This window comes from Hyalangium versicolor, assembly GCF_020103695.1.
Classification (GTDB): Bacteria; Myxococcota; Myxococcia; order Myxococcales; family Myxococcaceae; genus Hyalangium; species Hyalangium versicolor.
Genome location: NZ_JAHXBF010000012.1, coordinates 232,279 through 258,931 on the forward strand (window position 1 = coordinate 232,279; position 26,653 = coordinate 258,931).

General features: G+C 68.4%; 24 protein-coding genes. 14 read left to right on the forward strand and 10 right to left on the reverse strand.

Annotated features, from left to right (window positions below; genetic code table 11):
- Window positions 1-248: 248 nt before the first annotated feature.
- From KY501_RS25305 to lepB, 3 genes are all read left to right on the forward strand, one after another.
- Complete coding sequence (locus tag KY501_RS25305; RefSeq protein ID WP_224365955.1) at window positions 249-620, forward strand: helix-turn-helix transcriptional regulator; 372 nt, start codon at window positions 249-251, stop codon at window positions 618-620.
- A 140-nt stretch (window positions 621-760) separates the two neighbouring features.
- Window positions 761-2,821: a S46 family peptidase gene (locus KY501_RS25310; RefSeq protein ID WP_224366145.1), complete on the forward strand. Its 2,061-nt coding sequence runs from the start codon at window positions 761-763 to the stop codon at window positions 2,819-2,821.
- A gap of 88 nt (window positions 2,822-2,909) precedes the next feature.
- On the forward strand, window positions 2,910-3,584 hold the full coding sequence (lepB, locus tag KY501_RS25315) for a signal peptidase I (RefSeq protein ID WP_224365957.1): 675 nt from the start codon (window positions 2,910-2,912) through the stop codon (window positions 3,582-3,584).
- Between the two features lie 21 nt (window positions 3,585-3,605).
- On the opposite strand, the gene KY501_RS25320 is transcribed toward lepB, so the two are convergent.
- A complete protein-coding gene (locus tag KY501_RS25320; protein ID WP_224365959.1) occupies window positions 3,606-4,562 on the reverse strand; it encodes a serine/threonine-protein kinase in 957 nt (318 codons plus the stop codon).
- Window positions 4,563-4,642: 80 nt separating this feature from the next.
- Between KY501_RS25320 and KY501_RS53990 the strand changes: the two genes are divergently transcribed.
- Window positions 4,643-5,995, forward strand: a complete 1,353-nt coding sequence (locus KY501_RS53990; protein ID WP_224365961.1) for a sigma 54-interacting transcriptional regulator — start codon at window positions 4,643-4,645, stop codon at window positions 5,993-5,995.
- A gap of 43 nt (window positions 5,996-6,038) precedes the next feature.
- Here KY501_RS53990 and KY501_RS25330 read toward each other — a convergent pair whose 3' ends face one another.
- Complete coding sequence (locus tag KY501_RS25330; RefSeq protein WP_224365963.1) at window positions 6,039-7,457, reverse strand: CPBP family glutamic-type intramembrane protease; 1,419 nt, start codon at window positions 7,455-7,457, stop codon at window positions 6,039-6,041.
- Between the two features lie 247 nt (window positions 7,458-7,704).
- Here KY501_RS25330 and KY501_RS25335 point away from each other — a divergent pair, with 247 nt between their 5' ends.
- The 3 genes from KY501_RS25335 to KY501_RS25345 all read left to right on the forward strand — a co-directional run bounded on the left by KY501_RS25335 (window position 7,705) and on the right by KY501_RS25345 (window position 10,035).
- Complete coding sequence (locus tag KY501_RS25335; RefSeq protein WP_224365964.1) at window positions 7,705-9,207, forward strand: LysM peptidoglycan-binding domain-containing protein; 1,503 nt, start codon at window positions 7,705-7,707, stop codon at window positions 9,205-9,207.
- An 82-nt stretch (window positions 9,208-9,289) separates the two neighbouring features.
- On the forward strand, window positions 9,290-9,619 hold the full coding sequence (locus KY501_RS25340) for a tellurite resistance TerB family protein (RefSeq protein ID WP_224365965.1): 330 nt from the start codon (window positions 9,290-9,292) through the stop codon (window positions 9,617-9,619).
- Window positions 9,620-9,663: 44 nt separating this feature from the next.
- A complete protein-coding gene (locus KY501_RS25345; RefSeq protein WP_224365967.1) occupies window positions 9,664-10,035 on the forward strand; it encodes a helix-turn-helix transcriptional regulator in 372 nt (123 codons plus the stop codon).
- 32 nt (window positions 10,036-10,067) lie between these two features.
- Here KY501_RS25345 and KY501_RS25350 read toward each other — a convergent pair whose 3' ends face one another.
- Entirely contained in the window at window positions 10,068-10,838 is a 771-nt protein-coding gene (locus KY501_RS25350; protein WP_224365969.1) for a PP2C family protein-serine/threonine phosphatase, read from the reverse strand.
- Window positions 10,839-11,091: 253 nt separating this feature from the next.
- Here KY501_RS25350 and KY501_RS25355 point away from each other — a divergent pair, with 253 nt between their 5' ends.
- Both KY501_RS25355 and KY501_RS25360 read left to right on the forward strand, forming a co-directional pair.
- Entirely contained in the window at window positions 11,092-12,279 is a 1,188-nt protein-coding gene (locus KY501_RS25355) for a hypothetical protein (protein ID WP_224365971.1), read from the forward strand.
- Between the two features lie 17 nt (window positions 12,280-12,296).
- The gene (locus KY501_RS25360) at window positions 12,297-13,922 is read left to right on the forward strand and encodes a hypothetical protein (RefSeq protein WP_224365973.1); all 1,626 of its coding nucleotides are present in this window, start codon (window positions 12,297-12,299) and stop codon (window positions 13,920-13,922) included.
- Window positions 13,923-13,937: 15 nt separating this feature from the next.
- On the opposite strand, the gene KY501_RS25365 is transcribed toward KY501_RS25360, so the two are convergent.
- From KY501_RS25365 to KY501_RS25380, 4 genes are all read right to left on the reverse strand, one after another.
- Window positions 13,938-15,230 (reverse strand): choice-of-anchor X domain-containing protein, encoded by a 1,293-nt coding sequence (locus KY501_RS25365; protein WP_224365975.1) that lies wholly within the window; start codon window positions 15,228-15,230, stop codon window positions 13,938-13,940.
- An 8-nt stretch (window positions 15,231-15,238) separates the two neighbouring features.
- A complete protein-coding gene (locus tag KY501_RS25370; protein WP_224365977.1) occupies window positions 15,239-16,123 on the reverse strand; it encodes a hypothetical protein in 885 nt (294 codons plus the stop codon).
- A 372-nt stretch (window positions 16,124-16,495) separates the two neighbouring features.
- A complete protein-coding gene (locus KY501_RS25375; RefSeq protein ID WP_224365979.1) occupies window positions 16,496-18,295 on the reverse strand; it encodes a serine/threonine protein kinase in 1,800 nt (599 codons plus the stop codon).
- A 13-nt stretch (window positions 18,296-18,308) separates the two neighbouring features.
- A complete protein-coding gene (locus tag KY501_RS25380; RefSeq protein WP_224365981.1) occupies window positions 18,309-19,181 on the reverse strand; it encodes a DUF2381 family protein in 873 nt (290 codons plus the stop codon).
- Between the two features lie 275 nt (window positions 19,182-19,456).
- Between KY501_RS25380 and KY501_RS25385 the strand changes: the two genes are divergently transcribed.
- Window positions 19,457-19,957, forward strand: a complete 501-nt coding sequence (locus tag KY501_RS25385) for an SRPBCC family protein (protein WP_224365982.1) — start codon at window positions 19,457-19,459, stop codon at window positions 19,955-19,957.
- Window positions 19,958-20,079: 122 nt separating this feature from the next.
- On the opposite strand, the gene KY501_RS25390 is transcribed toward KY501_RS25385, so the two are convergent.
- Entirely contained in the window at window positions 20,080-21,201 is a 1,122-nt protein-coding gene (locus KY501_RS25390; protein WP_224365984.1) for an aminotransferase class I/II-fold pyridoxal phosphate-dependent enzyme, read from the reverse strand.
- 161 nt (window positions 21,202-21,362) lie between these two features.
- Between KY501_RS25390 and KY501_RS25395 the strand changes: the two genes are divergently transcribed.
- From KY501_RS25395 to KY501_RS25405, 3 genes are all read left to right on the forward strand, one after another.
- Window positions 21,363-21,854: a TlpA disulfide reductase family protein gene (locus KY501_RS25395; RefSeq protein WP_224365986.1), complete on the forward strand. Its 492-nt coding sequence runs from the start codon at window positions 21,363-21,365 to the stop codon at window positions 21,852-21,854.
- A 43-nt stretch (window positions 21,855-21,897) separates the two neighbouring features.
- Window positions 21,898-22,941: an SDR family NAD(P)-dependent oxidoreductase gene (locus tag KY501_RS25400; protein ID WP_224365988.1), complete on the forward strand. Its 1,044-nt coding sequence runs from the start codon at window positions 21,898-21,900 to the stop codon at window positions 22,939-22,941.
- Window positions 22,942-23,068: 127 nt separating this feature from the next.
- The gene (locus KY501_RS25405) at window positions 23,069-23,692 is read left to right on the forward strand and encodes an NADPH-dependent F420 reductase (RefSeq protein WP_224365992.1); all 624 of its coding nucleotides are present in this window, start codon (window positions 23,069-23,071) and stop codon (window positions 23,690-23,692) included.
- A gap of 35 nt (window positions 23,693-23,727) precedes the next feature.
- On the opposite strand, the gene KY501_RS25410 is transcribed toward KY501_RS25405, so the two are convergent.
- A complete protein-coding gene (locus tag KY501_RS25410) occupies window positions 23,728-25,548 on the reverse strand; it encodes a DUF4215 domain-containing protein (RefSeq protein WP_224365993.1) in 1,821 nt (606 codons plus the stop codon).
- Window positions 25,549-25,692: 144 nt separating this feature from the next.
- Here KY501_RS25410 and KY501_RS25415 point away from each other — a divergent pair, with 144 nt between their 5' ends.
- Window positions 25,693-26,343 carry a TFIIB-type zinc ribbon-containing protein gene (locus tag KY501_RS25415; protein WP_224365995.1) on the forward strand — a complete coding sequence of 217 codons (651 nt, stop codon included), beginning with the start codon at window positions 25,693-25,695 and terminating at the stop codon, window positions 26,341-26,343.
- Window positions 26,344-26,352: 9 nt separating this feature from the next.
- On the opposite strand, the gene KY501_RS25420 is transcribed toward KY501_RS25415, so the two are convergent.
- Complete coding sequence (locus KY501_RS25420) at window positions 26,353-26,550, reverse strand: hypothetical protein (RefSeq protein WP_224365997.1); 198 nt, start codon at window positions 26,548-26,550, stop codon at window positions 26,353-26,355.
- Window positions 26,551-26,653 lie beyond the last annotated feature (103 nt).

Genomic DNA, 26,653 nt, shown 5'->3' on the forward strand with positions numbered 1-26,653 from the left:
GTGTCCCCGGAACCCTGCCCGCCCCTGGCCTCCGGGGGCATACTCCTGGAGTGGTACGGCTCCCGCCTCGACCGTTGCGTACCCTCCCGCGCATTCCAGTCAGTTGGACGACACATAAGGTGGGCGGAATGAAAGGCAAACCGGCAGCGCGGGCTCTCCCGCGCTCCTCTGGGGCTCAACACAAGCGGCGTCACACGAGCCCTCTGGCGCTTCGGGGAGACAGGCAACTTCAGGAGCAGCGGCTCCGGATGACGCTCGGCCGCGCGGCGCGAGTGGCGAGGCTGCGCTCCGGGCTCACCCAGGCGGACGTCGCCGAGATCATCGGCACCGTCACGGAGGTGTATGGGCGCATGGAGCGCGGCAAGCTGCTCCCGAGCGTGCCCACCCTGCTGCGGCTCTGTGTGGCACTGCGCAGCGGGCCCCATGAGCTGATGGGGTTCGTCCCCGTGGGCCCGGCCGGTGGGAAGGCGCCCTGGGAGGATCTCAAGTCCGCGCCCGCCGTGACGAAGACCCCGGAACTCCAGCGGCTGGTGACGCGTCTGGGCCGTCTCCAGCGCTCGGAGCTCCGGCTCGTCCTGTCGCTCGTCACCTCCCTGGCGGCGCGGCGGATGAAGCGGTGAGCCTGCCGGAGCAAGCTCCGAACCCCAGGCGCTGCACCGCCATTCCCTGAAAGAAAAGTCCTGGGAGGAGCCTGTTGACGCGGGCTGCCTCTCGGGAAAGAACAGGCGTCTACCTCCTGCACCTGGAAGGACGCATGCCTGTGTACCGCCTGCTGCTCGCCCTCGGCCTGCTCGTGGCCCTCCCCGCCCGCGCGGAGGAGGGAATGTGGACCTACGACGCATTTCCCTCCGAGGCCGTGAAGAAGGCCTATGGCTTCACGCCGACACAGGCGTGGTTGGACTCGGTGCGGCTGGCCTCGGTCCGGCTCGCGGGTGGGTGCTCGGCCAGCTTCGTGTCTCCCAACGGGCTGGTGATGACCAACCACCACTGCATCCGCAGCTGCGTGGAGGACCTGTCCTCGTCCCAGAAGGACCTGCTCGCGACGGGTTTCTCCGCCGCCGAGGCCAAGGACGAGCTGCGCTGCCCCAAGGTGGAAGCCAACCAACTGGTGGAGATGACGGACGTCACCGCGCGGATGAACGCGGCGACGAAGGGGCTCAGCGGCGCGGCCTTCAACACGGCGCTGAAGGCGGAGATGTCCAAGGCCGAAGCGGAGTGCGCCACCGGGCCGCAGGTGCGCTGCGACGTGGTGACGCTCTACAACGGCGGCAAGTACCACCTTTATAAGTACCGCCGCTTCCAGGACGTGCGGCTGGTCTTCGCGCCGGAGTTCTCCATGGCCAGCTTTGGAGGGGACCCGGACAACTTCAACTTCCCCCGCTTCGGCTTCGACGTGGCCTTCGTGCGCGTGTGGGAGAACGATCAGCCGGCTCGCAGCCCGAACTTCCTGCCCTGGGCGAAGCAGAGCGTGAAGGAGGGAGAGCTCGTCTTCGTGTCCGGCCACCCGGGTGGCACCGAGCGCAAGAGCACGGTGGCCGAGTTGGAGTTCCAGCGGGACGTGGCGCTGCCGTACACCCTGCTGAACCTGGCGGAGCTGCGCGGCATGCTGCGCGAGTTCACACAGGGCTCCCCGGAGCGGCTGCGTGTCACTCGCGCGACGCTGCGCTCGGTGGAGAACGGCCTCAAGGCGCTGCGAGGCCGGCACCAGGCGCTGGCGGCTCCGGCACTGCTGGCGCAGAAGCGCAAGGAGGAGGCAGAGCTCCGGACGCAGGTGATGGCCAGAGCCAAGCTCAAGAGCTTGACGGTGGGGGCGTGGGAGGAGATCGCCCAGGCGCTGGAGCTCTATCGCCCCATGCTGCCCGAGTACCGGATGAAGGAGGCGGGAGATGCCTTCCAGTCCGAGCTCTTCACCCTCGCGCGCCAGCTGGTGCGCAGCGCGGAGGAGCTGCCCAAGCCCAACGCGGAGCGGCTGCGCGAGTACACGGAGGCCCAGCTGCCCTCGCTGCGCCAGCAACTCCTGCGCGAGGCCCCCATCTCGTTGGAGCTGGAGGTGGCGACGCTGACGTACGGCCTCACCCGGATGCGCGAGACGCTGGGCGCGGATGATCCCTTCGTCCGGACGGTGCTCGGCCGCGCGGCACCGGCGGACATGGCGCGAGCACTGGTGGTGGGCACGAAGCTGCACGACGTGAAGGTGCGAAAGGCGCTGCTGGAGGGAGGCAAGGCCGCGGTGGACGCCTCGGAGGATCCGATGGTGGTGCTGGCGCGCAAGGTGGACGCGGAGGCTCGGGCGGTGCGCAAGCGCTACGAGGACTCGGTGGAGGCTGTCCTCAAGCGCAATGGTGAGCGGCTGGCCCAGGCGCGCCTGGCCGTGTACGGCACCAGCGGCTATCCGGACGCCACCTTCACCTTGCGGCTCAACTACGGCGCGGTGAAGGGATGGGAGGAGAACGCCCGCACGGTGGCGCCGTTCACCACCTTTGGTGGCGCGTGGGAGCGGAACACCGGCAATGAGCCCTTCAAGCTGCCGGCCTCGTGGCTGGCGGCCCAGGGGAAGGTGCCTCCGGAGACGCCGCTGGACATGGCCACCACCAACGACATCATCGGCGGCAACTCCGGCTCGCCCATGGTGAACAAGGACGGGCAGGTGGTGGGGCTCGTCTTCGACGGCAACCTGCCCTCGCTTGGAGGCCGGTATGCCTATGTGCCGGCGACGAACCGCGCGGTGGCGGTGAACGGGGCGGGGATCCTCGCCGGGCTGGAGCACGTCTATGGGGCCCGGCGTGTCCTGGAGGAGTTGCGCGCCACGCAGGCCCGGTGATTGTCGGCTGGAAGGTGAATCGACACCGCTTCGGCAATGGCCAGCCCCTCTCGACGTAGAATCCTCCGCTAGCGTGCGAGGAGGAACGATGGAGCGTGCTCACCCGAAGCCACCGTCGAAGCGGTGGATGAAGTACCTGGCCGACCTGGCCTTCTTCGCCATCATCCTGGTGGGCCGAGGCAGCTTCGCGGACCACTACCATGTGCCCTCGGGCTCCATGGAGCCCACGCTCCAGGTGGGCGATCGCCTCGCGGTGGACAAGCGCGCCTACGGGCTGCGCATCCCCCTCACCCACATCTGGCTCACCGAGAAGTCACCTCAGCGCGGGGATGTCGTCATCTTCGACTCGCCGGCCAATGGCAACGTGCTGGTGAAGCGGCTGGTGGGGCTGCCGGGGGACCACATCGCCTTCGATGGCGTGAACCTCATCCTCAACGGCCAGCGCGTGCCTCAGGACTTCACGCAGGAGGACGCGCGCATCGAATATCTCCCGGGAGCGCCCCATCCGCTCCACCCCGAGCCCTATCAGGGGCCTCCGATGAGAGAGGTGGAGGTGCCTGCTCGACACTACCTGATGCTCGGCGATCACCGGGGCAACTCGGCGGACAGCCGCTTCTTCGGATTCGTTCCTCGGGAGAACCTGCTCGGCCGCGCGGTGGCCGTCTACTACAGCCCACGCGACGGGCTCTCTGGCAGCGAGCGCTGGTGGATTCCCCTGCGCGCGGCCGATGGCTCGCAGAGCGATCCGCGGCTCACACGGTAGGTATCGGAGCGCGCTCCGCGCTCACTCAGGGCCCGAGTCCCCGTCTTCCAACACCGTCTCCGCTGGCCGCCGGGGCTCCGGCGTTACAGGCTGCGCGCGCTGGATCCACCGCGCCAGCTCCGAGGGTCCTGCGTCCGGCCGCGCACGGCGCAGCGGCGCCAGCAGTGTGCGGAACGCCTCTGCCGAACCCACCCGCTCCTCCGGTTTGCGCGTCAGGCATGCGCGCAGCAAGGGCCTCAGGTCCGCCTCCACGTCCTCCAGTGAGCCCAGCTGCGCCTCGCGCACGCGATCCATGGTCTCCAGCGTCGTCTCTCCGTCGAAGGGACGACGGCCGGTCAGCAGCTCATGCAGGGTGGTGCCCAGTGAGAAGAAGTCGCTCGCGGGGCTCAGCGTCCCGCCGCGCATCTGCTCTGGAGACATGTACGCGTACGTGCCTTTGCGGACACCGCTTCGAGTGACCTCCCGCAGCAACGTGGCCTTGGCGATACCGAAGTCCGCGAGCTTCACCTCACCGAGCCGGGAGATGAGGACATTGGCCGGTGTGACGTCCCGATGGACGACTCCGAGCGGACGCCCCTCGTCATCCGTGAGCGCGTGCACTGCGCCGAGCGCCAGCGCCAGCTCATCCGCGATGTGGAGCGCCAGCGATGTGCCTGGAAGACCTCTGGCGAGGAGGCTCGCGAGATCGGCTCCATCCACGTAGTCCAACCGGACGTAGTACACGCCCTCCGCACAGCCCAGGTCGTGCACGCCCACGAGGTTGCGGTGGCTCAGCCGAGCACCCAGCCTTCCCTCCTCGATGAACATGCGCTCGTACACGGCATCGCCCACGTGCTCCTCGCGCAGCACCTTGATGACCACGCGCTTCTCGAAGCCGCTGGCTCCGAAGGCGAGCGCCAGGAACACCTCCGCCATGCCTCCCGCGCCCAGGCGGCGCACGAGCCGATACGGCCCCAGTTGTCGCGGCAGCTCCCTCACACGCCCTAGGATAGCGCCTGCGATGGGATTGGCGGGCGCGTCACTCCGCCGCTGCGGTAGCATGACCGCGTACCCCGCCCGTGAGCCAGACCGCCCTCATCACCTCCCAGGACACGCCCGGTGAAGGCCCACCCCGGCGCTACCAGCTCCTCGTCGTCGATGGGCCGGATGTGGGTCGCGCCGTGGCGCTCGGCTCGGAGCCTGTCCGAGTGGGGACCCGCGAAGGCTGTGCCCTGCGCCTGACGGATCCGCGCGTCTCGGGAGAACACCTGGAGGTGCGCGTCGAGGGCACGGACTTCGTCGTGAGGGACCTGGAGAGCCGCAACGGCACGCTCTACGAGGGCTCGAAGCTCCGCGAGGTCCGCGCCCCCCCTGGAGCCACCTTCAAGCTGGGCCGCACCTTCCTGCGCATCCAACCCGAGAGCCAGCCCTGGCAGGTGGCTCCCAGCCAGGCCCGCCGCTTTGGAGAATTGGTGGGTGAGAGCCTCGGCATGCGCGAGCTGTTCGCCGTGCTGGAGCGCGTGGCGAGCTCGGACGCCACGGTGCTGCTCCAGGGAGAGACAGGCACCGGCAAGGAGCTGGCGGCGCGCTCCCTTCACGAGGCGAGCGGGCGACGCAAGGGTCCCTTCGTCGCCGTGGATTGTGGCGCCCTGCCCGAAGGCCTGGTGGAGAGCGAGCTGTTCGGCCACGTGAAGGGCGCCTTCACCGGAGCGCTCGCAGCGCGATCGGGCGCCTTCGTCCGGGCTCACGGCGGAACACTCTTCCTCGACGAGCTCGCCGGCATTCCCCCGCCCGTCCAGGCCCGGCTGCTGCGCGTGCTCGAGGAGCGCAAGGTCCGCCCCGTGGGAGGAGACGCCGAACAGCGCGCCGACGTGCGTGTGGTGGCCGCCTCGCGCGAGGACCTGTCGCTCTCCGTGGCCGAGGGCACGTTCCGCTCGGACCTGTACTACCGCCTGGCCGTGGTGCCGCTCGTCCTGCCGCCCCTGCGCCAGCGCCGCGAGGACCTGCCGCTGCTCATCGCGGAGATCCTCCGCCGTCGAGGGTTCGAACCCGGCCCGGTTCGAGGTCCCGCGCTCGAATTGCTGTCGGGGCACGCCTGGCCGGGCAACGTCCGCGAGCTGCGCAATGTGCTGGAACGCGCGCTCGCCCTGGGACCCGGTGCGCACTCCTTCGAGGAGCTTCGCCCGTCACTCCAACCCGTGGGCGCCGGGCCGGAGCTGCCCCTGCGCACGGACCTGCCCTTCGCCGAGGCCAAGCAGGCCGTCATCGACTCCTTCGAGCGCCACTACCTCCGGGACGTGCTGGCGCGCGCGCACGGAAACCTCTCCGAGGCAGCACGGCAGGCCGGAGTGGACCGCAAGCACTTCCGGACCCTCGCGCGGCGGCACGGCCTGCTGCCCTCCGCGGACGAACCGGGCGACTCGGAGCGCTGAGCCCGAGTCCTCGCTGCATGGGAGCGCGGCGCCGCGGTCGAGCTCAGCCACGCATGAGGCTGCGCGCGAACATCAGCAGGGCGAAGCTGTTCATGGTGGCGTGCAGGAGGATGGGCGCGCGCAGCCCTCCGCTGGCCAGCCGCGCCCACCCCAGCATGAGCCCCAGGTAGAAGATCCACAGGGTGAACACGCCATAGAAGAGGTGGAGCGACGCGAACAGGCCCGCGCTCACCACCAGGGCCACCACCTGCCCCATCCATCCACGCAGCCACGGCAGGAGGACACCGCGGAACAGCAGCTCCTCGCCAATGGGAGCGAGCACCGCCGCCGGGACGATGAGCAGCACCCAGCCCAGCACCCCCATCGGCCCGTGCCGGGACATCTCCAACATGGGATGCGCGTTCTCCCCAGGCACGGCCGAGACAAGCCGCGAGAGCCAGACCAGCAGCACCAACACGCGTGAGCCCAGGGTGATGAACAGCCCCAGAGTCACGAAGTACGTCCAGAGCCAACCGCGCCCCTCCGCCTCCTCGGGGCCGGGGGCGCCGCGTCTCACGAGCAGCCCCGAGACGGCCACCAGGATCAATCCCTGTGCCCACAGGCTGAGCAGCAGCGTGCCGCGAGACGGCCCTCCCAGCAGTGCCGAGAACCCTTTCAGCGCCGCCAGGGCGCCAAGCCCTGCAACCCCGAGCACCCCCAGCACCGCGAGCGGACGCATATCCGCGCCACGCCTCCGCCCCACGCCCCAGAGCACGACCAGCGCCACCACCACGAAGGACGTGCCGATCCACCCCCGCGGCATCGTCCGCAACCCCTCCAGAGCCTCCGACTCCTCCGGCCCCTCCGGCGCTGAGGGCTCGAACAACCCTCGAGGCGCTGGAGCGAGGGCTGAAGCCTCCACCGGCACGATGCGGACCTCTCGGCGCTCGCCTTCGTGCTCCACCTCCAAGAGCAGCCCTTCTGGCTTCGAAGCCTGGACCGCGTCGCGCAGGGCCTCGTGACCATCCACGGGCTCTCCATCGGCCCGGTGCACGACATCGCCCACCTGCAGGCCTCCATCCTTCGCCGGGCCTCGAGCCGTCACCTGCGCGAGCCGGACCCCAGGCCCCGGGTACTTCGGATCCGTGATCACCCCCAACACCTTCTGGGACGTGAGTGGCGCCTTCATGGCCTCCGGGTTCTGCCGAGCCGCCACCGCCATGTGCAGACAGACCAGGGCCACCAGCGTGTCGAGGATGGCCAGGGCCAGCAGCCGCCGGAACCAACGCCGAGCCAAGGGGCTCGCCTCCCACCTCCGCCCAAACAGGGCGAGCCCCCAGACCACGGGCAACCCACAGACCGGAGTGAAGCCCGCCACCAGGGCCCAGATGAAGGATTGCCGAGCCCCCTCCTCGAGCACTCGCTGCTCTGGCGTGACAGGCGGCTCCTCGGGCGCGACAGGAGGCGGTGGGATGTCGGACACGCAGCGTCTCTAGCACCCCGAGCCAGACCACGCACATCTCGCCGCGCAGCCTCGGGACCGCTCCAGCGCGTCAACGCAAGCGCACTCGCAGGACGACCTCCGCGCTCGCCTGCCTGCTTCCGACCCACCAGATCGTATTTCCGAGGGACATGCGCTTCAGGTTTGGCCGATTTCGGGTAATCCTTCGGCCCGCGTGCGTCTCCTGTCCTGTCTCCCTCTCCTGCTGTGCGCCGCCTGTGCAGCGCATGTGGCTTCCACCCCCGCCGCGTCGGCGCTCCCCGAGCATGCCGACGCGACAGCGGCCTCAGCCTCCGCGACGCCTCCCACCGCGTCCGTCACCGCCCCGGCGAGCAATTCTCCCGAGGGAGTGGCGCCAGCCGTGGCCGCCGAGTCCTCCCCGGAACAGGCCTCCGCGGGCGAGGATGCGGCGGAGGGCTCCGAGGGCGAAGCCGATGATGACAGCGCCGCCGCCGTCGAGGGGTTCGACTCGACCGAGGGCGACGAGGGCGAGGCCTCCGTGTCCAGCACCGGCACCCCGGAGCTGCAGTACACCTCCGATCTGTCCGAAGAGGAGCTGAAGCGCCGCTGGAAGGAGGACCCTGCTTCTCTCGGCTCCGTGTCCGTGGGCTTCGTGCAGAGCGGCCGGCTGGTCAACAGCGTGCGCTTCCCCGAGAGCCCGGACTGGACCGTCGTCTCGCCCGAGAAGGCCTGGACGACCTCCGAGACGGTGGACTACCTCACCCAGGTCATCCGCGAGCTGCGCACGCGCTTCCCCAAGGCGCCCCTGCTCCGCGTGAACCAGATCAGCGCCAAGGACGGCGGCTACATCCGTCCCCACAAGAGCCACCAGAACGGCCGCGACGTGGACCTGGGCTTCTACTACCCGGACGGCAACCCCATCCGCGCCCGCGCGCGCGAGAAGTACATCGATCTCACGATGAACTGGGCCCTCGTCCGCGCGCTCGTCACCCTCTCCGACGTGCAGGTGATCCTCGTCGATCGCCGCGTCCAGAAGGTGCTCTACGACTACGCCCTCAAGAACGGCGAGGACAAGGCGTGGCTCGACTCGCTGTTCCACGCGGGCGAGAACTCGATCATCAAGCACGCGCGTGGGCACCGGGATCACTTCCACGTCCGCTTCTTCAACCCACGCGCCCAGGAGCTGGGGCGCCGGCTGGCCCCACTGCTCGCGATGCAGCCCGAGCACAACATCGCCATGCACCGGGTCCGCTCGGGAGACACGCTCGGCGCCATCGCCATGCGCTACAATTCCTCGGTGAACTCCATCCGCGGCGCGAATCGGATCCGCGGCACCCTGCTGCACATCGGCCAGGTGCTCTCCGTGCCGCTGCGCGGGCCCTGCACCCAGTGCCCCGTGCCTCCGCCCGTGGTGGTGCCGCCCCGGCGCCTGCCCGCGCTCGCGAAGGTCGACGCCCAGCCCGAGGCGAAGCCCGCGGTGCAGGCCAAGGTCGACGTGCCGCCCGCCTCGCCCGCGCCAGCTGACGCTCCGCCCCCGGTGCAGGCGCAGGCCGACGTCCAGCCCGCCGTGCACACCGCGAGCGATGCCCCTGCCACCGTGCAGGCCCAGGTGAGCGCTCCCGCCGCGGAGCAGGCCAAGGCCCAGGTCCAACCCGCCGTGGTGCTGACTCCCCAGTCTCCACCCTCTGTCCAGGAGAAGACCGAGCCCCCGGCGGCAGCCCCGGCGAAGGACGAGCCCCCGACCACGGTGGTGAACAGCCCGAGCCCCTGAGGGCCCCGCCAGCGCAAGACACGCTCCCTGTCTGCCTCCAGCGATATAGAGTCATCCTCGCTCTAGCCCCTGAGGATGACGGATGACGCCCTCCGCCGAGGATCGCTTCAACATCGAGGTCATCAAGCTGCTGCTCCAGATCGCCTGGAGCGATCGCCAGCTCACCCACGCCGAGCAGTTGGTGATCTTCGGCCTGGGCCGGAGCTGGAACGTGCCCGAACCGGAGCTCCAGTCGCTCCTGGAGACGCTCAGGGCCGGAGGCTCCCTGCCCGAGCCCGACATCGAGGTGCTGCGCACCCGCCCCGATGACGTGCTGGAGGCCGCCCGCGCCCTGGCCGTCTCGGATGGCTCCTTCGCAGACTCTGAGAAAGGCATGATCGAGCGCATCCAGGCTCGGCTCGGTGCGTCGTAGTCCCCGACGTGTCGAGTCCGGGGGCACTCCTTATATAGGAGTGCATGATCCCCCGCCCCGGAGCCGCCCCCGCCTCGGAAGCATCCTGGACCTTCCTGACGAATCACGCCCACGTGCTGCTGTGTCTCGCGATGGACTCCCAGGCGCGGATCCGGGAGATCGCCGACAAGGTTGGCATCACCGAGCGCGCGGTGCAGAAGATCGTCGCGGATCTCGAGGAGGGCGGCTACCTGACCCGAGCCCGGGCTGGGAGGCGCAACCGCTACCAGATCCACGCGCACCAGCCCCTGAGGCACCCCATCGAGAGCCACCGGAACATCGAGGCGCTGCTGGCCCTGGTGCTCTCGCCTGACGCGGCCTCCGCGGAGCACGCCAGGCCCGTCCGTCCCCGCGCGTCCAGCCACCCCCCTCGATAGGACCCGAGAGAGGCCGTCTTCGACTCGGAGCGTTAGATCAACCCCGCCGCCGGCGACCACGGAGCGGCCAGGCGCACCACCACGGCGGTGATGTTGTCGCGCCCACCCGCATCAAAGGCGCTGGTGACCAGCGTGTTGCATGCGTCGGTGAGGCTCGGGCGGGACAGGCCGGTGATGATGCCCTCCGGCCCCAGCGGCTCGTAGAGGCCGTCCGAGCACAGCAGGTACACATCCCCCGGGCGCAGCTCCAGCCGCTGCACCGTGGGCTCGGCGCGATCCGTGCCCAGCGCACGGGTGATGATGTGGCCGAAGGCGCTCTGCCCCCGCGGAGGCGGTGCGAGCCCCGCCGCGCGCAGTTCCTCCGTCACCGAGTGATCCTGGGTGACGGCCTCGAGCTCGCCGCCGCGCAGCCGGTAGAGGCGGCTGTCTCCCACATGGGCCACGGCCCCACCCTTCTCGCCCACGGCGAGCGCGACGACCGTGGAGCCCATGTCCCGCAGGTATCCCACCCGGCGTGAGATGAGTTCTCGCTGCGCGAGCGCGGTGCAGGCCGTCAGCAGGTTCTCCTCACGGCTGTGCTGGGGGTTGAGCTGGATGGGCCAGGTGGCATCCGGATCGCGCACCAGCCGCTCGCCATACTCGGAGAAGGCATCCACGACACAGCGGCTGGCCACCTCGCCCCCGGCCTGACCTCCGAGCCCGTCGGCCACGACGTACAGGCCGAGATCCGTCCGGATGACATAGGCATCCTCGTTGTGGGCTCGCCTGCCGACATGTGTCTGTCCCGCGCTCTCGATTCGCATACCGTCCTCCTCGTTCCCCCCGGGACAGCAAGCGGGGGACCACCTCCAAGCATGCGAAACGACATCGGCGACAGGGGCCAGACACCCCGGCCGACCCACCAAGGATAGCAGGGATGGGGACTCTATACCCCATGGCGGGCGGATGACCCAGTTTCCCCCGCCTGGGGACGAAGCCAGCGAGCAGGGGTAGCAACTTCCAGGGGTTCGGCGTGACAATGCGGATGCAGCCCGCCTTCCGTCCGCACGAGGCCCCATGACTTCCATCCGACGTCTGCTCTCCGGGATCTCCTCTTCGGCGGTCTCCTGGGCGCGCTACGAGGTGACGGCGCCCATCCGCCAGAAGCCCACCGCGCCGGTGGAGCCGGTACGGCGTGGGTTCTCGGACCACAGTGACTTCCAGTCCGCGGAGGAGGCCGAGCGCTCGCCGCTCGATGCCCATGCTCCGCAGTTGGCGGGAAGGGAACGCCGGGCGCTGGATCCGCTGAGCGCCTACACGGGAAGGAGCGACTTCCAGGCCCGCCTGCCGCGCTACCAGCACCTGCTGGGGACGAACGTGCCGCCCCCGCCGAAGCGCTACTGGGAGTCCGCTCGTGCCCAGACTCCGAATGCGGCGCCGCAGCAGGAGCCGGAGAGCATGAAGGCTGGCGCTCGCACGAGCCTCACCGCTCCGACGGATCTGGAGCAGGCCTTCGAGCTGGCGGGCGAGGACGACTCGGTGCTGCTCTACAAGGGCGAGGGAGACGCGGGCGGCCGCTCGGTGGTTCAGCGCTCGGACGGCAGCGTCACCGACCCGGCGGAGCCGGACAAGCGCTTCGCGAGCACCGAGGAGTGGGAGCAGGCGCACCCGGACCTGAGCCAGACAGTGTCCCTGTCGCGCAATGATGCCGAGCTCGTGCTGGCCATGCCCGAGGGCGAGGCGCGGGATGAGATCCTCGCGGAGCTGGCCGCTCCGGAGACCTCCACCGCTTCGAGCCAGGCGAACGCATCGCGTGACGACTTCATGCCGTCGCTGGATGATCTGCCAACGAACGCGGAGCCCGAGCCGGAGACAGGGAACTCGGATGGCTTCATGCCATCACTGGACGATCTGCCCGGGGATGGCGGGCAGGTGGAGCAGTTGCTCGCGGCCGCGGAGGATTCCGTACCGCTCTCGCCCGAGGAGCTGGACGGGCAGCTCAGCCCCACGGGCGAGCTGGCCGAGGGACGCAGCCCCATGGACGTGGCCAGCCTGGTGGCGCGGCGCGGAACACCGGAGATGCAGGCGCGGGTCGCCACCACGCTCCATGACCGGAGCCGGACGCCCGACCTGCCCGAGGCCGCGGCATGGTCGCGCGGTGCGGCACTGGCGGCGTCGGCCAGTCCCGAGGCCTCCGCCGCCTTCCTCCAGCACGTGGGAGAGGCGCAGCTCGCGGACTTCGTGCGCTCCGTGATGCAGTCCTGATGCAGAGCCCTTCCGACATGAATGTTCCTTCCGGGCCCTCGATCATGGGCCTGCTGCTGCGCGCGGTGGCGGAGCTGCCGCGCGAGCCGTCCACCGACATCCTCGTCACCCAGGCCTTCCTCCAGGCCGATGCGCGGGCGTTCCAGAGTCCCGAGTTTCGAGCGGGGCTGGTGGCCTGCCTCGCGGCGGTGCGCTACCCGGAGGCGGGAGAGGCGCGAGAGCAGGATGTGGCGCAGTGGGAGCAGCTGCTCTCGGAGCCGCTGGGCGAGCAACTGCTGAGCGATCCACGGCTCACGCCCGAGCAGCGCGTGGCCAACCTCTCTTTCTTCCTGCTGCGGCGGGAGCTACCAGTACCGCTGTTGTCTCCGGCTGGGGGCAACCTCACCAGCGTGGCTGCTCACGAGGCACAACTGGCGATCCAGGCGTTCGCTCCGGAGCAGGTGGCGTCCGTGGCGCGCTTCCCCGTGGAGCTTGCGGCTCGATTCCCGGAGCTGGCGAGGCTCACTCCTCCCGTGGATGCGCAAACCATCGCAGGGCTCATCCCCGAGACGTTGCCGCCAGAGCAGGCCGCGCGGATCCTGGACTCGCTCGCCGACGAGGCCCTCGCGTCCACACTGGAAGAATCGCCGGTGAAGGCATGGCGACAGGCCTTCGGCACCCTGGCGTCGGAGGGAATACGAGCGCTGGCGGAGCAGGCCAGGACCGAGACAGAGCCCCAACGGGTGGCGCAGCTCCTCGTGCTTGGGGGGCTCCAACACCAGGCCTTCTCCCAGAGCATCGTCCCCCTCACGGAGGACGCGCTCGCACGGAACCATCGGCCACCGGGAGCGGTGGGTGCCGTGGGCGGCGTGGCGCGAGAGCTGATCTCCACGAGCGTCGTTCAGCTCGGCATGGCCCTGGGAGGTCCCGTCGGAGTGAACGCGGCGAAGCTGATCCTTCGCAAGGTCTTCCAGACGGTGGATTCGCTCTGCGAGGGAGGAAAGCTGCCGCTGGGGGCTCTGGCGGGAGAAGTGCTTGGCATCCCCGGGCTGGGCCTGGCGCCCGGAGCGATCGGCGAGGTGGTCACGGCGCTGACCCAGCTCTATGCGAACCGGCTCGCCGGGCTGGAGGAAGAAGAGGGGCAGACCTTCCTGGAAGAGCTCCTCCCGCTCCTGTTCCGAGGAGAAGTCGAGGGACTGGGCGCAGCCTGGAACACCCTGCTCAACAACCCGGAGCACATGGAGTTCCTCCGAGACATGGACGGGATGGCCCGCGCACAGGCGCTCAGCGTGCTGCTCGTGGGAGGCGCCGTCGGAGCCTTCCCATGGGAGGAGATCACGCCAACGCTCCAGATGCAGGGCCAGGCGATCTTCAGCCATGCCCTGCCCGCGGACACATCGCCCGAGGCAGTGCCCACGCGCTACGCCGCCAGCGCGGCCCTGGCAGTGGCTGTGCTGGCCAATGAAGAGATCTACGAGCAGGTCTGCCTGGGCGTCTCCTCGCCCGAGGAGGCACTGACCCAGGCCCGCGAGTTCGGCTCGGGCCTGTTTGCCGGAGGCACGGATCAACCCGATGCCTTGCTCAGCCTCGCGATGCTCCGCGCCATCACCCCCGTGCGCAGTTACGAAGCGACGGATGACGGTGACGGCGACGACGAGGATTGAAGCGCCGGGTGCTCCTCAGGGAGCTTTCGCGCCACCCGCGAGGGCATCCAGCTCGTCCTGGATCTCCTTCACGTCCTCGGAGAAGCGTCCGATGTAGCGGGAGCGCTCTTCGCTCTGCCACTCCTCGGAGGAGAAGACGGAGTTGGGGTACTCACGCGTGGTGTGCACATAACCCGGGAGCGTGGAGAGCAGCTCGCGGTCCGGATCTCCGCGTTCCTTGAGCAGGAAGCCCTCCACGTCGCGCAGCTTCAGCGGTAAGGCGGGCGCCTCGTCGAGGATGAGCTTGCCGAAGACGACGAAGTCCACCTCCTGAGGCCCCGCGGGGATCTCCTCGTTGAAGGACACGTAGGCAAAGGGGACTCCCGCCTCATCGTCCACGCGGCCCGCCAGCACGTAGCGCCCGGCCGTGCGCACCTGGAGCCCCACATAGATGTGCAGGGAGCCACGCACCACCGCCTCGCGCACCTTGCCGGTGAAGCGGGCCGGCGGCGAGGGCGTGAAGAGGATGTCGAAGAAGGCGCTGCCCTCCGCGCTGCCGGAGCGCACCTGGAACGAGATGCGCAGCGTGCCGGAGTACAGCGGGAAGCCCTGCTTCGAGGGCTGGAAGGCCGTGGTGAACGTGCCATCCCCGGCCAGCACATCGCCCTGAGTGCCATCATCCACGAAGGACAGCGGCACGGCCGCCAGCGGGGCCTGGCCTCCCAGGGCGTGCTCGGCTTCGTGCGCCGTGGCATTCGTCACCTGGCACGGCAGCGGCTGGTTCGAGATGTTCTCGCAGCCGACGTAGAAGTGCACCACCTCGTCCCCGGCGACGAAGACCTTCTCCTGCTTCAGCTTGAGCTGCACATCCGACGAGCCGTCGCGCTTGAGCGGCTGCTTGCGCTCGGGAGAAGCCAGCTGCTCCTGATCCGGGTGCTCGCGGATGGGGCGGGACTCGGGTGGGTAGCGAGTGCCCGCGACGTATGAGTCGAGCGAGAACTTCGCCCGCTCGAGCCGCTTCTCCAGCACTGCGCGCTGAGCCTCACGCTCCTCTTCCTCGCGAGAGCGAGGCGGAGCCACTGGAGCAGCTGCCTTGCCGGGAGCCACTGGAGCACCGGGAGCAGCGCCGGCGATGGCCTTCGCTCCCGAGGCGCCCGAGGACTGCGAGAGTCCCGGCGCGGACGAGGTGCCTGCAACCTCGTCCGGCCCGGATTCACCCGCGCTCCCAATCCACCACAGCCCTCCGAACACGATCGGCACGAGCAGCAGCAGCCACAGCGCTCGACGTGAACGGGAGCTCTGAGCAGGAGCGGGGGTGTTCACGGCCATGGCTCGGATTACTTGGCGTACGTCGCGACATCCGCACGCACGGGGCCGATGATGCCCGCCCAGTTGCCGTTGGCGTAGTGGTTGTAGGCCTCGCCGTCATCGCGCAGGGACACGGTGTGGTAGCTCCACTTGGCGCGGCCATCACTGCACGCGCTGGTGCCAGTGTTCAGCGTGCCGTCGCAGAACCAATCGCCGGGGTTGCAGTACGAGCCGCCAGAGGAGCCCGAGACGCCACCGGTGGAGTGATAGGAGACCGCCTCGTCATCCTGGCCGGGGAGGATGCCGGAGTAGAGCGTCCCCTTGGAGCCAGCGAAGTGGTAGAAGTAGAGCGAGCGCGTGGTGTTGTGGTTGTACATGGCGCGCGCCGTGGTGGTGACGAGATCGCTGACGAGCGGCTCGCTCACAGCCCAGTCGCCGTGGTCGGCCAGCTCGCTGCCACCGCCAGCGCCCGAGGCCACGTCCACCCAGCGGATGTTCCAGCCGACTTGCGTGGTGCCGTCGGTGTTGCCACAGACGCCGCTGGAGTTGGGGGTGGCGTTCTTCTTGTAGCGTGCGGAGCCGCCGTAGAGGGACAGCGCGTAGCCGATCTGCAGATCGCCCGCGCTGTGCACGGCGATGTAGCACCAGTTGGTGCCTGTGCAGAAGCAGTCCAGGGCGTCACGGACGCGGTAGTTCTCGACGGAGATCTTCTGGGTGCCGTTCCAGTTGATGGCCTTCTTGTTGACGCCGGCCGAGGCGGAGCTGGGGCCCCAGTAGCTGAAGTCGGCATAGTTGCCGGCCTGGGTGGAGCCGCCGTTCCGGCCATGGATCCACAGCGTGTAGTTGGTGGCGGAAGCCTCGGGGGCTACCAGGACGGTGACGGCAACGAGAACTGCGCTGAACAACGTCTTCATGTGAGCGCCTCCGGCTCGGGGGTTGCGAGAGAGCACTCCTGCCTGGACGCGGCCCAGGCAACGGAGCGGGCGCACTCTAATGTTTCATTCCGTGAAAAATCGAGAGGCGAGAAGGCCACGTTTGTCGCGAATAAACCGACTCATTGCGTCAATGTTTTGCGCCCGTTCCAGCGGGTCGGTGATGACCCGAACGAGGCGTAAAAGGCCATCCCGGGAGCCGCACTTCGAGCGCTGGGACGCCAACCAGACGAGGGCTGTACTTGGCCGATTCCTACCTGGGTTGAGTGGTACCCGCTCCAAGTCCTCCACACGCTGGAGCAGGCGCGTTGTCATGCCGCAACTGTGGGCGACCTCGTCAGGTGGAGGCCCTGTTCACGGCCAGCGGCGAACAGCCAGAGCGCTCCACTCCCGCGGCAGGCGGGCTTCCCCGGGCTTCGAGCCCTCGCTCTTGATGGTGAGTCCCGTCTGGTCTCCCAGGACGAAGCAAACGGGCATGCGGCGTCCATCCGGCAGGAGGGCCTCGGTGTAGCGACCCAGCACGGCCTCCTGTCCCTCCTTCTTGAGGTTTTCCGTCCAGAGCTGACCATACAGGAGGGTGCCCTCGGGGAGCGGGCCCGTCCACGAGTACTTCATCACCTTGCTGACGATAGACCCCGGGCGGTAGGTGCCCTTCTGCTGTTGCGTGCCAGGCTGGTTGATGTCGATAACGATCGTGTAGCCGCTCTCGTCGAGGAGATCCATCTGCTCCATGGCCTGGACAGCCTCCTGAGGGCAGTCCTCCGGTAGGGGCCGCACCTGAGCCGCAGTGCATCCGACGCTGAAGGTGGCGCACAGCCAGGCGGCGGTGGCCCTCATGGGCCGGGAGTTGCTGAGGGTGGACACGAGCGAGCTTCCTTTCTCGGATGCTGCGGGAAGAGGCGGGACGGGAGTACGCCACACCTGCCAGGCGACCCAGAGGAACCCGAGCAACAGGAGTGAACCCGCCCCAAGGGCGATTCTGCGCCATCGCTTCTTGCGGCGAGCGTCTTTCTCATCCTGGATGCGCAGGTCCGCCTCCATCTGCTGAACGGCGGTGGAGAATTGCTCCAGCGTCTGCGCCATGGAGAGCTCTTCAGCCTTCTGCTTCTGAGCCTCCCGAGCCCGACGCTCGGTCTCCTGCTGGTGAAGGCGGCGCTCCTCCTCCTCGTCCTGAGTCATGGGCGCCGGTCCCTCGGGGGGCATCCTCAGCGGCACCTTCCAGGCCTGCGTGGAGCGCTCCTTGTTGGCCTCCCACAGCGCCTTCAGAAGCGCCTCGGCACTCTCGTGCCGGTCTTCCGGACGCTTCTCGAGCAGCCGCAGGACGATGCGGCTGAGTGACTCCGGCACCGCCGGATTGAGCCGGTGGGGCGCTCGCGGGACGACGGTCTGGATGGCCGTGAGCAGCTCCTTGTCCGTCAGTCGTGGATTGAAGGGCCAACCCTCCGTGAGGGCCTCGTACATGAAGACGCCCAACTGGTAGAGGTCGCCGGCCTCCGTCGCGTCGAAACGCGCTCCTTCTTTCCAGGTGCCCTCGCGCAGGAAGGCGACGCACTCGGGGGGCAACGCGTAGGGCGTCCCCGGAGCCAGCCCCACGGTGAGGGTGGAGCCGCCCGGCAGCCACGCGCTGCCCAGGTCCACAAGCGTGGGTCTTCCATCCTCCGGGACGATGACGTGCTCGCTCTTGAAGTCGCGGATGAGGACGCCGTGACCGTGCAGAGTCGCCACCACGCGCACCACGGCGATGAAGACGTCCACCAACTGAGCGGCGGTGGGCCGGGCATGCTCACGCCAGTCATGGAAGGGCGCGCCGGGCACGAAGTCAGTGACGATGTAGAGGTAGCCCTTCTTGGGATGGGGCCATCGACCGATGCCCCGAAGGTGTGGCAGGCCGTCGACACTGGTGTTGGCCAATAGGACGGCGCCCTCATGACGCATGCGCCCATCCACCTGCCCTTCCTCCCTAAGCTTCTCGGGTGTGGCCTCGGAGAGCTCCGGCGGCGGACGCACCGCCATCTTCAACGTGAAGAACTCACCCTCGAGCTCCGCTTTGAAGGCGTGGCCGAAGCTGCCGCTGCCCAGCGATTCGACGATGTGCCAGAGGCCCACCATGTCCCCAGGCTTGAGCTGGTCGGGGTGAAAAGCTTCCGTCGTCATGGGCGGTGGCCTCCTACTTCTTCAGCAGGTTGATGGAGAGACGGCGCTCGCCGCTAGCATCCACGAGCGTCACGCTGAACGACTTGCCGAGCACCCAGGGTGGCGTCTTCACCTCCACCACCACGAGCCCTTCCTCCCCAGGCTCGAGTTGCACCGGCTTCATCTGCGCCGAGAGCACCTTCATCGCTGCGCCGCCTGGGCCGACGACGCGCACCTGCTCCAGCACCCACAGCCTCTGGCCGGCGAGGTTGCGCAGCCAGATGGCGAACAGCGCTGAGGACTTGCCCCGGTAGCCGAAGGCCCGTCGGGCCACCAGCCCTTGGCCGCCGACAGCCGGGGACTCCACCTCCAGGATGACGGGGCCGCTCGCTTCGGTGAGCCACCCGGAGAGCATGAGCCCCGCGGGGCCGGTACCCGCGTACCGGGCCTTGAGCTCCTCCAACTCGGCTTCCTTCTGATTGAGGGCTGCGAGCAGGGCCTCGGGGGTGTTCGCCCGCCGGTCCACCTCCACCTTCCCGTCCATCACGTCCGCCTTGGAAATGACGGCGAGGACGGCCTTCGCGGGCAGGGCCCTGTCCTTGAAGCCCACCTGCATGATGAGCCGCTCGCCTGGCCCCAGGTCCGTGAAGGGCTCCAGGACGAGGGTGCGGTCGCCGACGTCCATCCACTTGAAGCGGGTGCGATCCACCACGAGGCTGTCCCTGTCCAACGGGCCGTTGAAGGCCACCGTGGTGAGGTTGCCCGCGGCCACGTACACCTCGGGGATGGGCTCGACGGAGGTGGTGGGCAGCGCGGCGCGGCGATCCTGGCGCTGCCGGGCAGGGAGTTGAGGCTGGGCGGCGGCTTCGCTCGCCACCACAACCACGGCGAGCAGTAGCCACTTCATGGGTAGTGCCAAGGAAGCAGAACCTCCAAGGTTACTACCCTAGCAGAGGAGCGGCGCCAGTGGAGTGTCCGCGAAGTGTTTGGACATAGTCGCTAGGGAAGCCACGGCCTTGAGGCCCTGGCGGCGACGCGTGGCACAAACCTGTCCGACAGTCGGACAGGTTCGGCTCGGTCGCTTCCGGCGGGTCCCCTCGCAAGCTCAGGTACCGATCGCGACGATGTCCAAGAACTTGTAAGACAGTCCACTAGCGACGTGCTCCGTCGTAGCGTCCACGCATGAGCACGACCCGCCTCCGTCGTCATGTGAATGCGCCCCGCGCGAGCGTCTATCGCGCGCTCCTCGATGCACGTGCGGTCGCCACGTGGATGGTGCCGGATGGCATGACCAGCCATGTGCACGAGTTCGAGCCTCGCGAAGGAGGCGCGTTCCGGATCTCGCTCACGTACGACGCGCCCACGGGGACGGGCAAGACGACCGCTCGCACGGACACGCATCACGGGCGGTTCGTGAAACTCGTGCCGGACGAGCAGGTGGTCCAGGTGACCGAGTTCGAGACAGAAGATCCCGCGCTGCGCGGCGAGATGACGATCACGTTCACGCTCTCCGATGCGGACGGAGGCACCGATATCCTCGCCGTGCACGAGGGTGTACCGCCCAGCGTGCCGCCCGCCGACAATGAGACCGGCTGGAGCATGTCACTCGCGAAGCTCGCGGCACTCGTCGAGGCGGGCTCAGTGCAGACGCACACCTCGAAGGACAAACCTCACCAGAAGTAGCAGCCCCGCTGGCGGCCGAGTGGTCGCGAACTGGTATGACAGGCATCCCAGTTGGCTCAAACCGCGCCCGGAGAGGCCCTCTCTCTCACGCTCCAAGGCATGGGCGCCCCACGCCGAGAGGCTCAGCGGAACGCCGTCTCACAGAAGCGCTCCAGCCGCGCCAGCGCCTCCGGCATCTGCGTGCGCCCAAGCCCCATGCGGAAGTGATTACCCGGGAAGTCGTAGACGTCTCCAGGCAGCAGCAGCACGCCCTCCCGCTCCACGAGCGTCTGGCAGAAGGTGGCCACCGGCATCTCTCGCAACAGGCGCGGGAAGGCCACGCTGCCCGCGCGCGGACGCACCCAGCGGAACGTATCCGCGTGTCGCGCGAAGAAGGCATCCAGCCGCTTCAAATTCTCCTCGAGGATCGCCCGGCTGCGCGCGAGCACCTGCTCCCGGGCCCGCAGGGCGATGAGTGACAGCACCTCGCTCGGGGCGCTGTTGCAGATCGTCGTGTAGTCCTTGTACGCCGCGCACTGGCGCAACACCTCCGCATCCCGGCACGCGAGCCACCCCACGCGCAGGCCTGCGAGCCCGAACGCCTTCGACATCACCCCGAGACTGATCCCCCGAGCGGTACGCTCCACCGCCGCGGGCAGCGTCCGGGCCGGCGCATGCTCCAGCAGCCGGTACACCTCGTCGGACAGCAGATACACCCCGCGCTCCTCCGCGAGCGCACACAGCCCTTCGAACACCGCCGGCTCCGGCAGCGCGCCCGTCGGGTTGTGGGGAAAGTTCACCACCAGCAACCGGGTGTTCGGCCGGAGCGCCCGGCGCACCGCATCCAGATCCAACGCCCAGCCCTCCTCCTCGCGCAGCGGCAGCAGCGTCACCTCGGCCCCGGTCGCGCGCGCCACCTCATACAAGGACTGGTAGCCCGGCCACGTCACCACGGCATGGTCCCCCGCCCCCAACAGCACGTTCACCAGGACGAACACCGCCTCCTCGGCACCCGCGAAGGTCAGCACCTGCTCGGCCCTCAGTCCCGGGTAGAGGCCCGCGATGGCCTCGCGCAGGGCGGGCAGTCCCGTCGACTCGGTGTAGCCGAGCGTCAGTGACTCCCAGCGCGCACGGGCCTCGGGGTCCGCGAGCGCCAACAGGTCCGCCATGCGCCAGCCCTCGATGTCCGAGGTGGACAGCAGATAGGGCGCTGAGAACTCCCACTTCGCGAAGTACCGCTCCAGCTTGAACTCAGGAATGCGCACGTCCAGGCCTCCTGCCCCCGGAGCCTGCTCGGCTGTCCGGGAGCCTCCTCCCCTCTCCACCCAGGCAGGCAAGCCCGCCTGGGAGCCGGCATGGGGGACACCGGCTCCCGATGCATAGCTTGAGACACGTCCGATCCAACGTCTTTTCGCGGAGCGTTCCCATGGCCTTGGATGAGCTGAACGACGATCAGCATCCCATCCCCCTCACGCTGCTCGATCCAGATGGGGGCTGGATCAACTCCCCAGTCCACGTCTCGCAGTTGCACGGCCGCCCGGTCCTGCTCCACTTCTGGTCCATGGACTGCGAGTCCTGTGTCAGCCAGCTCGCCCAGGTGCAGGACTGGATCCGCGACTATGGCCCCCAAGGGCTGGTGGTCATCGGCGTGGATGTGACGCACTCTGAATCCGAGCTGCGTGACACCAATGCCGTGGAGGACTTCGCGCGCCGCCACGGACTGCGCCATCCCATCGCCGTGGATGATGGCTCCATGGCGGGGGCCTACGGCGTGGACTCGCACCCGGGTTACCTGGTCTTCGACACGCAGGGCATCCTCCGGCTGCACGTCCTCACGCCCGAGCAGATGCGCGACATCCAGATGATCCTCGAGCGCCTCACCGGGCCCGACGCGACCACCGGAGCGTTCGCTCCCTGAGCCAGACCCGCCTCGCCCCTCGAACCTTCACGGAGCCTGAATCATGGCCGAGCGCCACAAGAAGGAATCCACCCGCCTGTCCCTGGGCACGCTGACCGCGGCTGGCGTCGGCGCGGCGCTGGGATTGCGTGCCCTGCTGCGCCCCCGGATGAACTTCCAGGACAAGACGGTGCTCATCACCGGCGGCTCACGGGGACTGGGGTTGGTGCTCGCGCGAAACTTCCTGAAGGAAGGGGCGCGCCTGGCCATCTGCGGCCGGGACGAGGCCACGCTCGAGCGGGCACGCACAGAGTTGGAGCGGCTGGGCGGAGAGGTGGTCGCCATCCCCTGTGACGTGACGGATCCGGTGCAGGTGGAGGCCATGGTCGCCGCCGTACACGAGCGGTTCGGCGCGGTGGACGTGCTGGTGAACAACGCCGGCATCATCCAGACGGGCCCGCTCGAGTCGATGACGATGGAGGACTTCCAGGAGGCCATCGACACGCACCTGTGGGCGCCGCTGTACACGACGCTGGCGGTGCTGCCCGAGATGAAGCTGCGCGGCGCGGGGCGCATCGTCAACATCTCTTCCATTGGCGGCAAGCTGAGCGTGCCGCACATGGTGCCCTACAGCACCAGCAAGTTCGCGTTGGTGGGGCTGTCGGACGGCATGCGGGCCGAGCTGGCGCAAGATGGCATTCTCGTCACGACGGTGTGCCCGGGGCTGATGCGCACGGGTAGCCCTCGCAACGCCACCTTCAAGGGCGACCACGAGAAAGAGTACGCCTGGTTCTACGTGAGTGACTCGCTGCCCGGCTTCTCGATGAACGCGGAGCGGGCGGGACGGAAGATCCTCAAGGCGTGCCGGCGCGGAGACGCGGAGGTGCTGGTGGGCCTGCCCGCGAAGCTCGGAGCGGTGGCTCGCACGCTCGCGCCGAACCTGACCGCGACGTTGCTGGCATACGTGAACCGATGGCTGCCGCAGGACAGCCACCCCGAGCGCTTCACCGGCAAGCAGAGTGAGACGCCGCTGACACGTTCGTGGCTCACGGAATTGTCTCGCCGCGCCGCCGAGCGCAACAACGAGACCGAGGTCCCCATCCACTGAGGCCTGGAATCCCTCGGGCTCCAGGAGTCCCGGATCTCGCGGACAACACCTCTCCCTTCCGGAGCGAAAACGCTGCGCGGACAGGGACCTTGGGGTATGGCTCCCGCCGGCCAAGGAGGGAGCCACATTGAAGATTGGCATCATCGGTTCAGGGCACATCGGCGACACGGCCGCGCGCCTCTTCGTCCAGGCGGGTCATGAAGTGGCCCTCAGCAACTCGCGGGGCCCGGAGTCCCTGAAGGCGCGGGTCCAGGAGCTCGGCTCCCTGGCGCGCGCAGCCACCGTGGAGGACGCGGCGGCCTTCGGCGAGCTGGTGCTCATCGCGGTTCCCCTCAAGGCCTACAACACGCTGCCGCGGGCACAGATGTCCGGGAAGATCATCATCGACGCGATGAACTACTACTCGCAGCGCGATGGCCAGCTCGACTTCAGCGGCCACACGTCCAGCGAGTTCATCGCCCGGTACCTGCGCGGCTCGCGACTGGTGAAGGCGTTCAACACCATGTGGTTCAAGACGCTGGGCGAGGACGCCAAGCCGGGAGCGCCGCTCGAGGAGCGGCTGGTGCTGTTCCTGGCGGGGGATGACGCAGAGGCGAAGCAGACCGTGGCTCGCCTCATCGAGCAGATCGGCTTCGCGCCCGTGGACACCGGCTCACTGGCGGTGGGAGGCAAGCACCAGCAGCCGGGCGCGGCCGTCTACAACCGTCCCATGCGGCCGACCCAGGCCCGCGAGGTGCTCGCCACGTTGTAGGTGGCGCGGCCGAAACCGCGCCACCTCGAGCCTGCTCAGCCGAAGATCACCTGGCAGGCGTTGCTGCAGGCATCACCGTTGTTGGTGTTGCCGTCGTCGCACTCCTCTCCGGCCTGCGACTGGATCACGCCATCGCCGCAGCGAGGCCCCAGCGTGCAGGTCGGCGAGCACTGGCCGTAGCCGCCGGTGTTGTTGGCCGTGCCGTTGTCACACTGCTCGGGCGCCTGGACGACACCGTCGCCGCAGGAGTTCTCGCATTTGGTGCGGCGGGTCACGAAGTTGGTGAGGGTGAGCTTGTAGTTGGACTGAGTGGTGTGCCGCTCCGCCTGCAAGACGATGGCGTCGTAGACCTTGCCGAGTTGGAGGCCGAGATCTGAGCGCTGAGAGAGCGTCACCGAGCCCGTCTCAGCTCCATGCACGCCGCCGAGATCCACGGCGAGGCGGTCGTTGATGAAGACCCACACGTCGTCATCGCCGATGAACTCCAGCACCTCGGTGCCCTTGTATTCGAACCAGTAGCGCACCTCGCTGGTGAAGCTGAAATTGTGGCCGTTGTTCTGCGGCTTTTCCTGCTTGGTTGCCACCCAGCCCAGGCCATCCAACGGGAAGAAGTTGCTGTTCGAGAACTGGTACGCACCGCTCGACTGCCTCGCCAGCGTCAGCGTGGAGACGACGGTCTTGTTCACGTTCGGCGTGTCCCGGTACCACTGATCGAAGAGAGCCTTGCTGGTGGTCGTGGGAGAGTGGCTGCCATCCGTCCGCGCATACACCGGCTTGCCATCCGCACCAAGTTGGTTTGCCAGCATGCCGCGATCATCACCGCTCATGGAGTTGAAATCCGCGTGCTCGAGGTTGGTCCCACCATCCTGGGTACCCTTTCCAATGAAGTCCCGGTAGACGATCGGGATCTCCACCGAGGGCGGCGGATCATCTGCGACTGTCTCGCAGTGGAAGCCTGGCTCGAACTTGCACTCGGGCGAGCATCCGTCGTTAGCGCGCAGGTTGCCGTCGTCGCACTCCTCCGAGTTGTCGCCGGGAAGGATCACTCCGTCTCCGCACACCGCGGTGCAGCTACCATTGCTGCAGTTGGGCTCGCGGACACACAGCGGCGAGCACCCATCGCCCATGTTGTTGTTGCCGTCATCGCACTGCTCGGTGCCTTCCACGATCGTGTCTCCACACGTGGTGGCGACGCAGGCCTGGCCCGGCACAGGGCACTTGTAACCGCGCTCCAGGCGGCACTTGTCGGAGCACCCGTCACCGCTGCCGGGAGGATTGTCGTTGTCCTCACACTCCTCGTCTCCGGCGACGATGCCATCACCGCAGCGGGCAGCCGTGCAGCGGCCTCCACCAGGGGGGCACGAATACCCGGGCTCGATGGTGCACGTCGCGCTGCAACCATCATTGGGGGTCGTGTTGCGATCGTCACACGCCTCGGTCGAACCGGTGCGCCCGTCGCCGCACACGTTGCGGGTGCAGGGTCCCGCCACATCGCAGAACCAACCGGATTCGACCGTCTTGCAGTCGGCCGCGCAGCCGTCTCCGGCGTTGGTGTTGCCGTCATCGCAGGCCTCGCCGGCCTGGATCACCCGGTTGCCACACTCCAGGGTGATGGGCCCGCCATCGGGATTGGTCGGGCCTCCATCCGGATTGTTCGGGCCTCCATCCGGATTGTTCGGGCCTCCATCCGGATTGTTCGGACCTCCATCTCCAGGTCCCCCGTCTCCACGCGAGCCACCGTCTCCGGGATCGATATGGGGACCGTCGGGGGGGTCTCCCACGCAGCCCACGACGGCGACGAGGAGCGAGGCGACAATCAGGTTCGAGAATGAAGATCGCGAGCGAGGTCCAAGCATGACCGCGATCGTGGAATTCACGACAAGCAGAGTCAATCAGCGGATGATCCGCTGCGTTACGTCTCTCGTGGGTCTGTGTCCTGGAATGTGTGCCCCCATTCGGGAAAACCTGCGTCCTCCAACGAAATCGCTAGGCTCACTTTCATGAGTGCTTGTCCTTTCTGCCAGGAGCGGATGCGCGACACCTTCCACCACGGGCTGGCCCGCGAGGAGTGCGAGGCGTGTGGCGCCGTCTGGATCGAGGGGGAGTTCGTGGCGAAGCTGCTGGGAGGCGCCCAGTCGGCGACGCTGCCTCGGCGTGCGAAGGGGCAACCCGGCGTGTGCAAGGGCTGCAGCGCGCGGATCCAGTACGTGCCGAACTGTCCCGAGTGCGGCCTCCGGTCATCCACCTGCCCGCGATGTGGCACCGCGCCGCTGGCCGTGCTGGAGGCCTTCAACGTCAAGGTGGACGTCTGCGATGGGTGCGGCGGCGTAGCGCTGGACGCGGGGGAGCTGGAGCAACTCCACGAAGCCGCCACGGTCCATCGAGACGATGGGTTGCCCCCGCCCTCCCAGGTTCCGAGTGACACGCCAACCCGTTGCCTCTCATGCAAGCGCAAGCTCAAGCCCGAGCATGCCTTCGTCTGGGAAGGGCGCTTCTACTGTGGGAGCTGCGCCCCCGAAGGAGCGGCTCCCTTCACCGCGGAACTGACCCGGGCCCGCCCCACCGCTCAGGGAAGCATTGGGGCGGCCCGGTTGGGAGACACGCCCACCGAGTCCGCCCTGGTGTGGCTGTTCTCCAAGATCTTCAGCTGAGCGAGCCCGTCACTCCTGATCCGAGTCCTCCGTGGCGAGCGGGTACACCGTCACCACGCGTCCGTCCTTGTCCGGAGTGCTTCGTGCCGCATCCAGCTCATCGGGATTGCGCGGGGCACGCTCGGAGAAGTTGTCGTTGTGCAGGCTGCGCTGACGCTGCTCGCTCGTGCCGCCGTAGCCCTCTCGCAGCTTCGGTTCCTTCGCCATGGCTTCCTCCCTGGTTCGCGTTCGTCCGGTAACGCTTGGGATGACGCGGCGTGAGAGCAAGCAGGGAAGTCCGCAGAATCGCCCCGCTCGAGGCCCGGCAGGC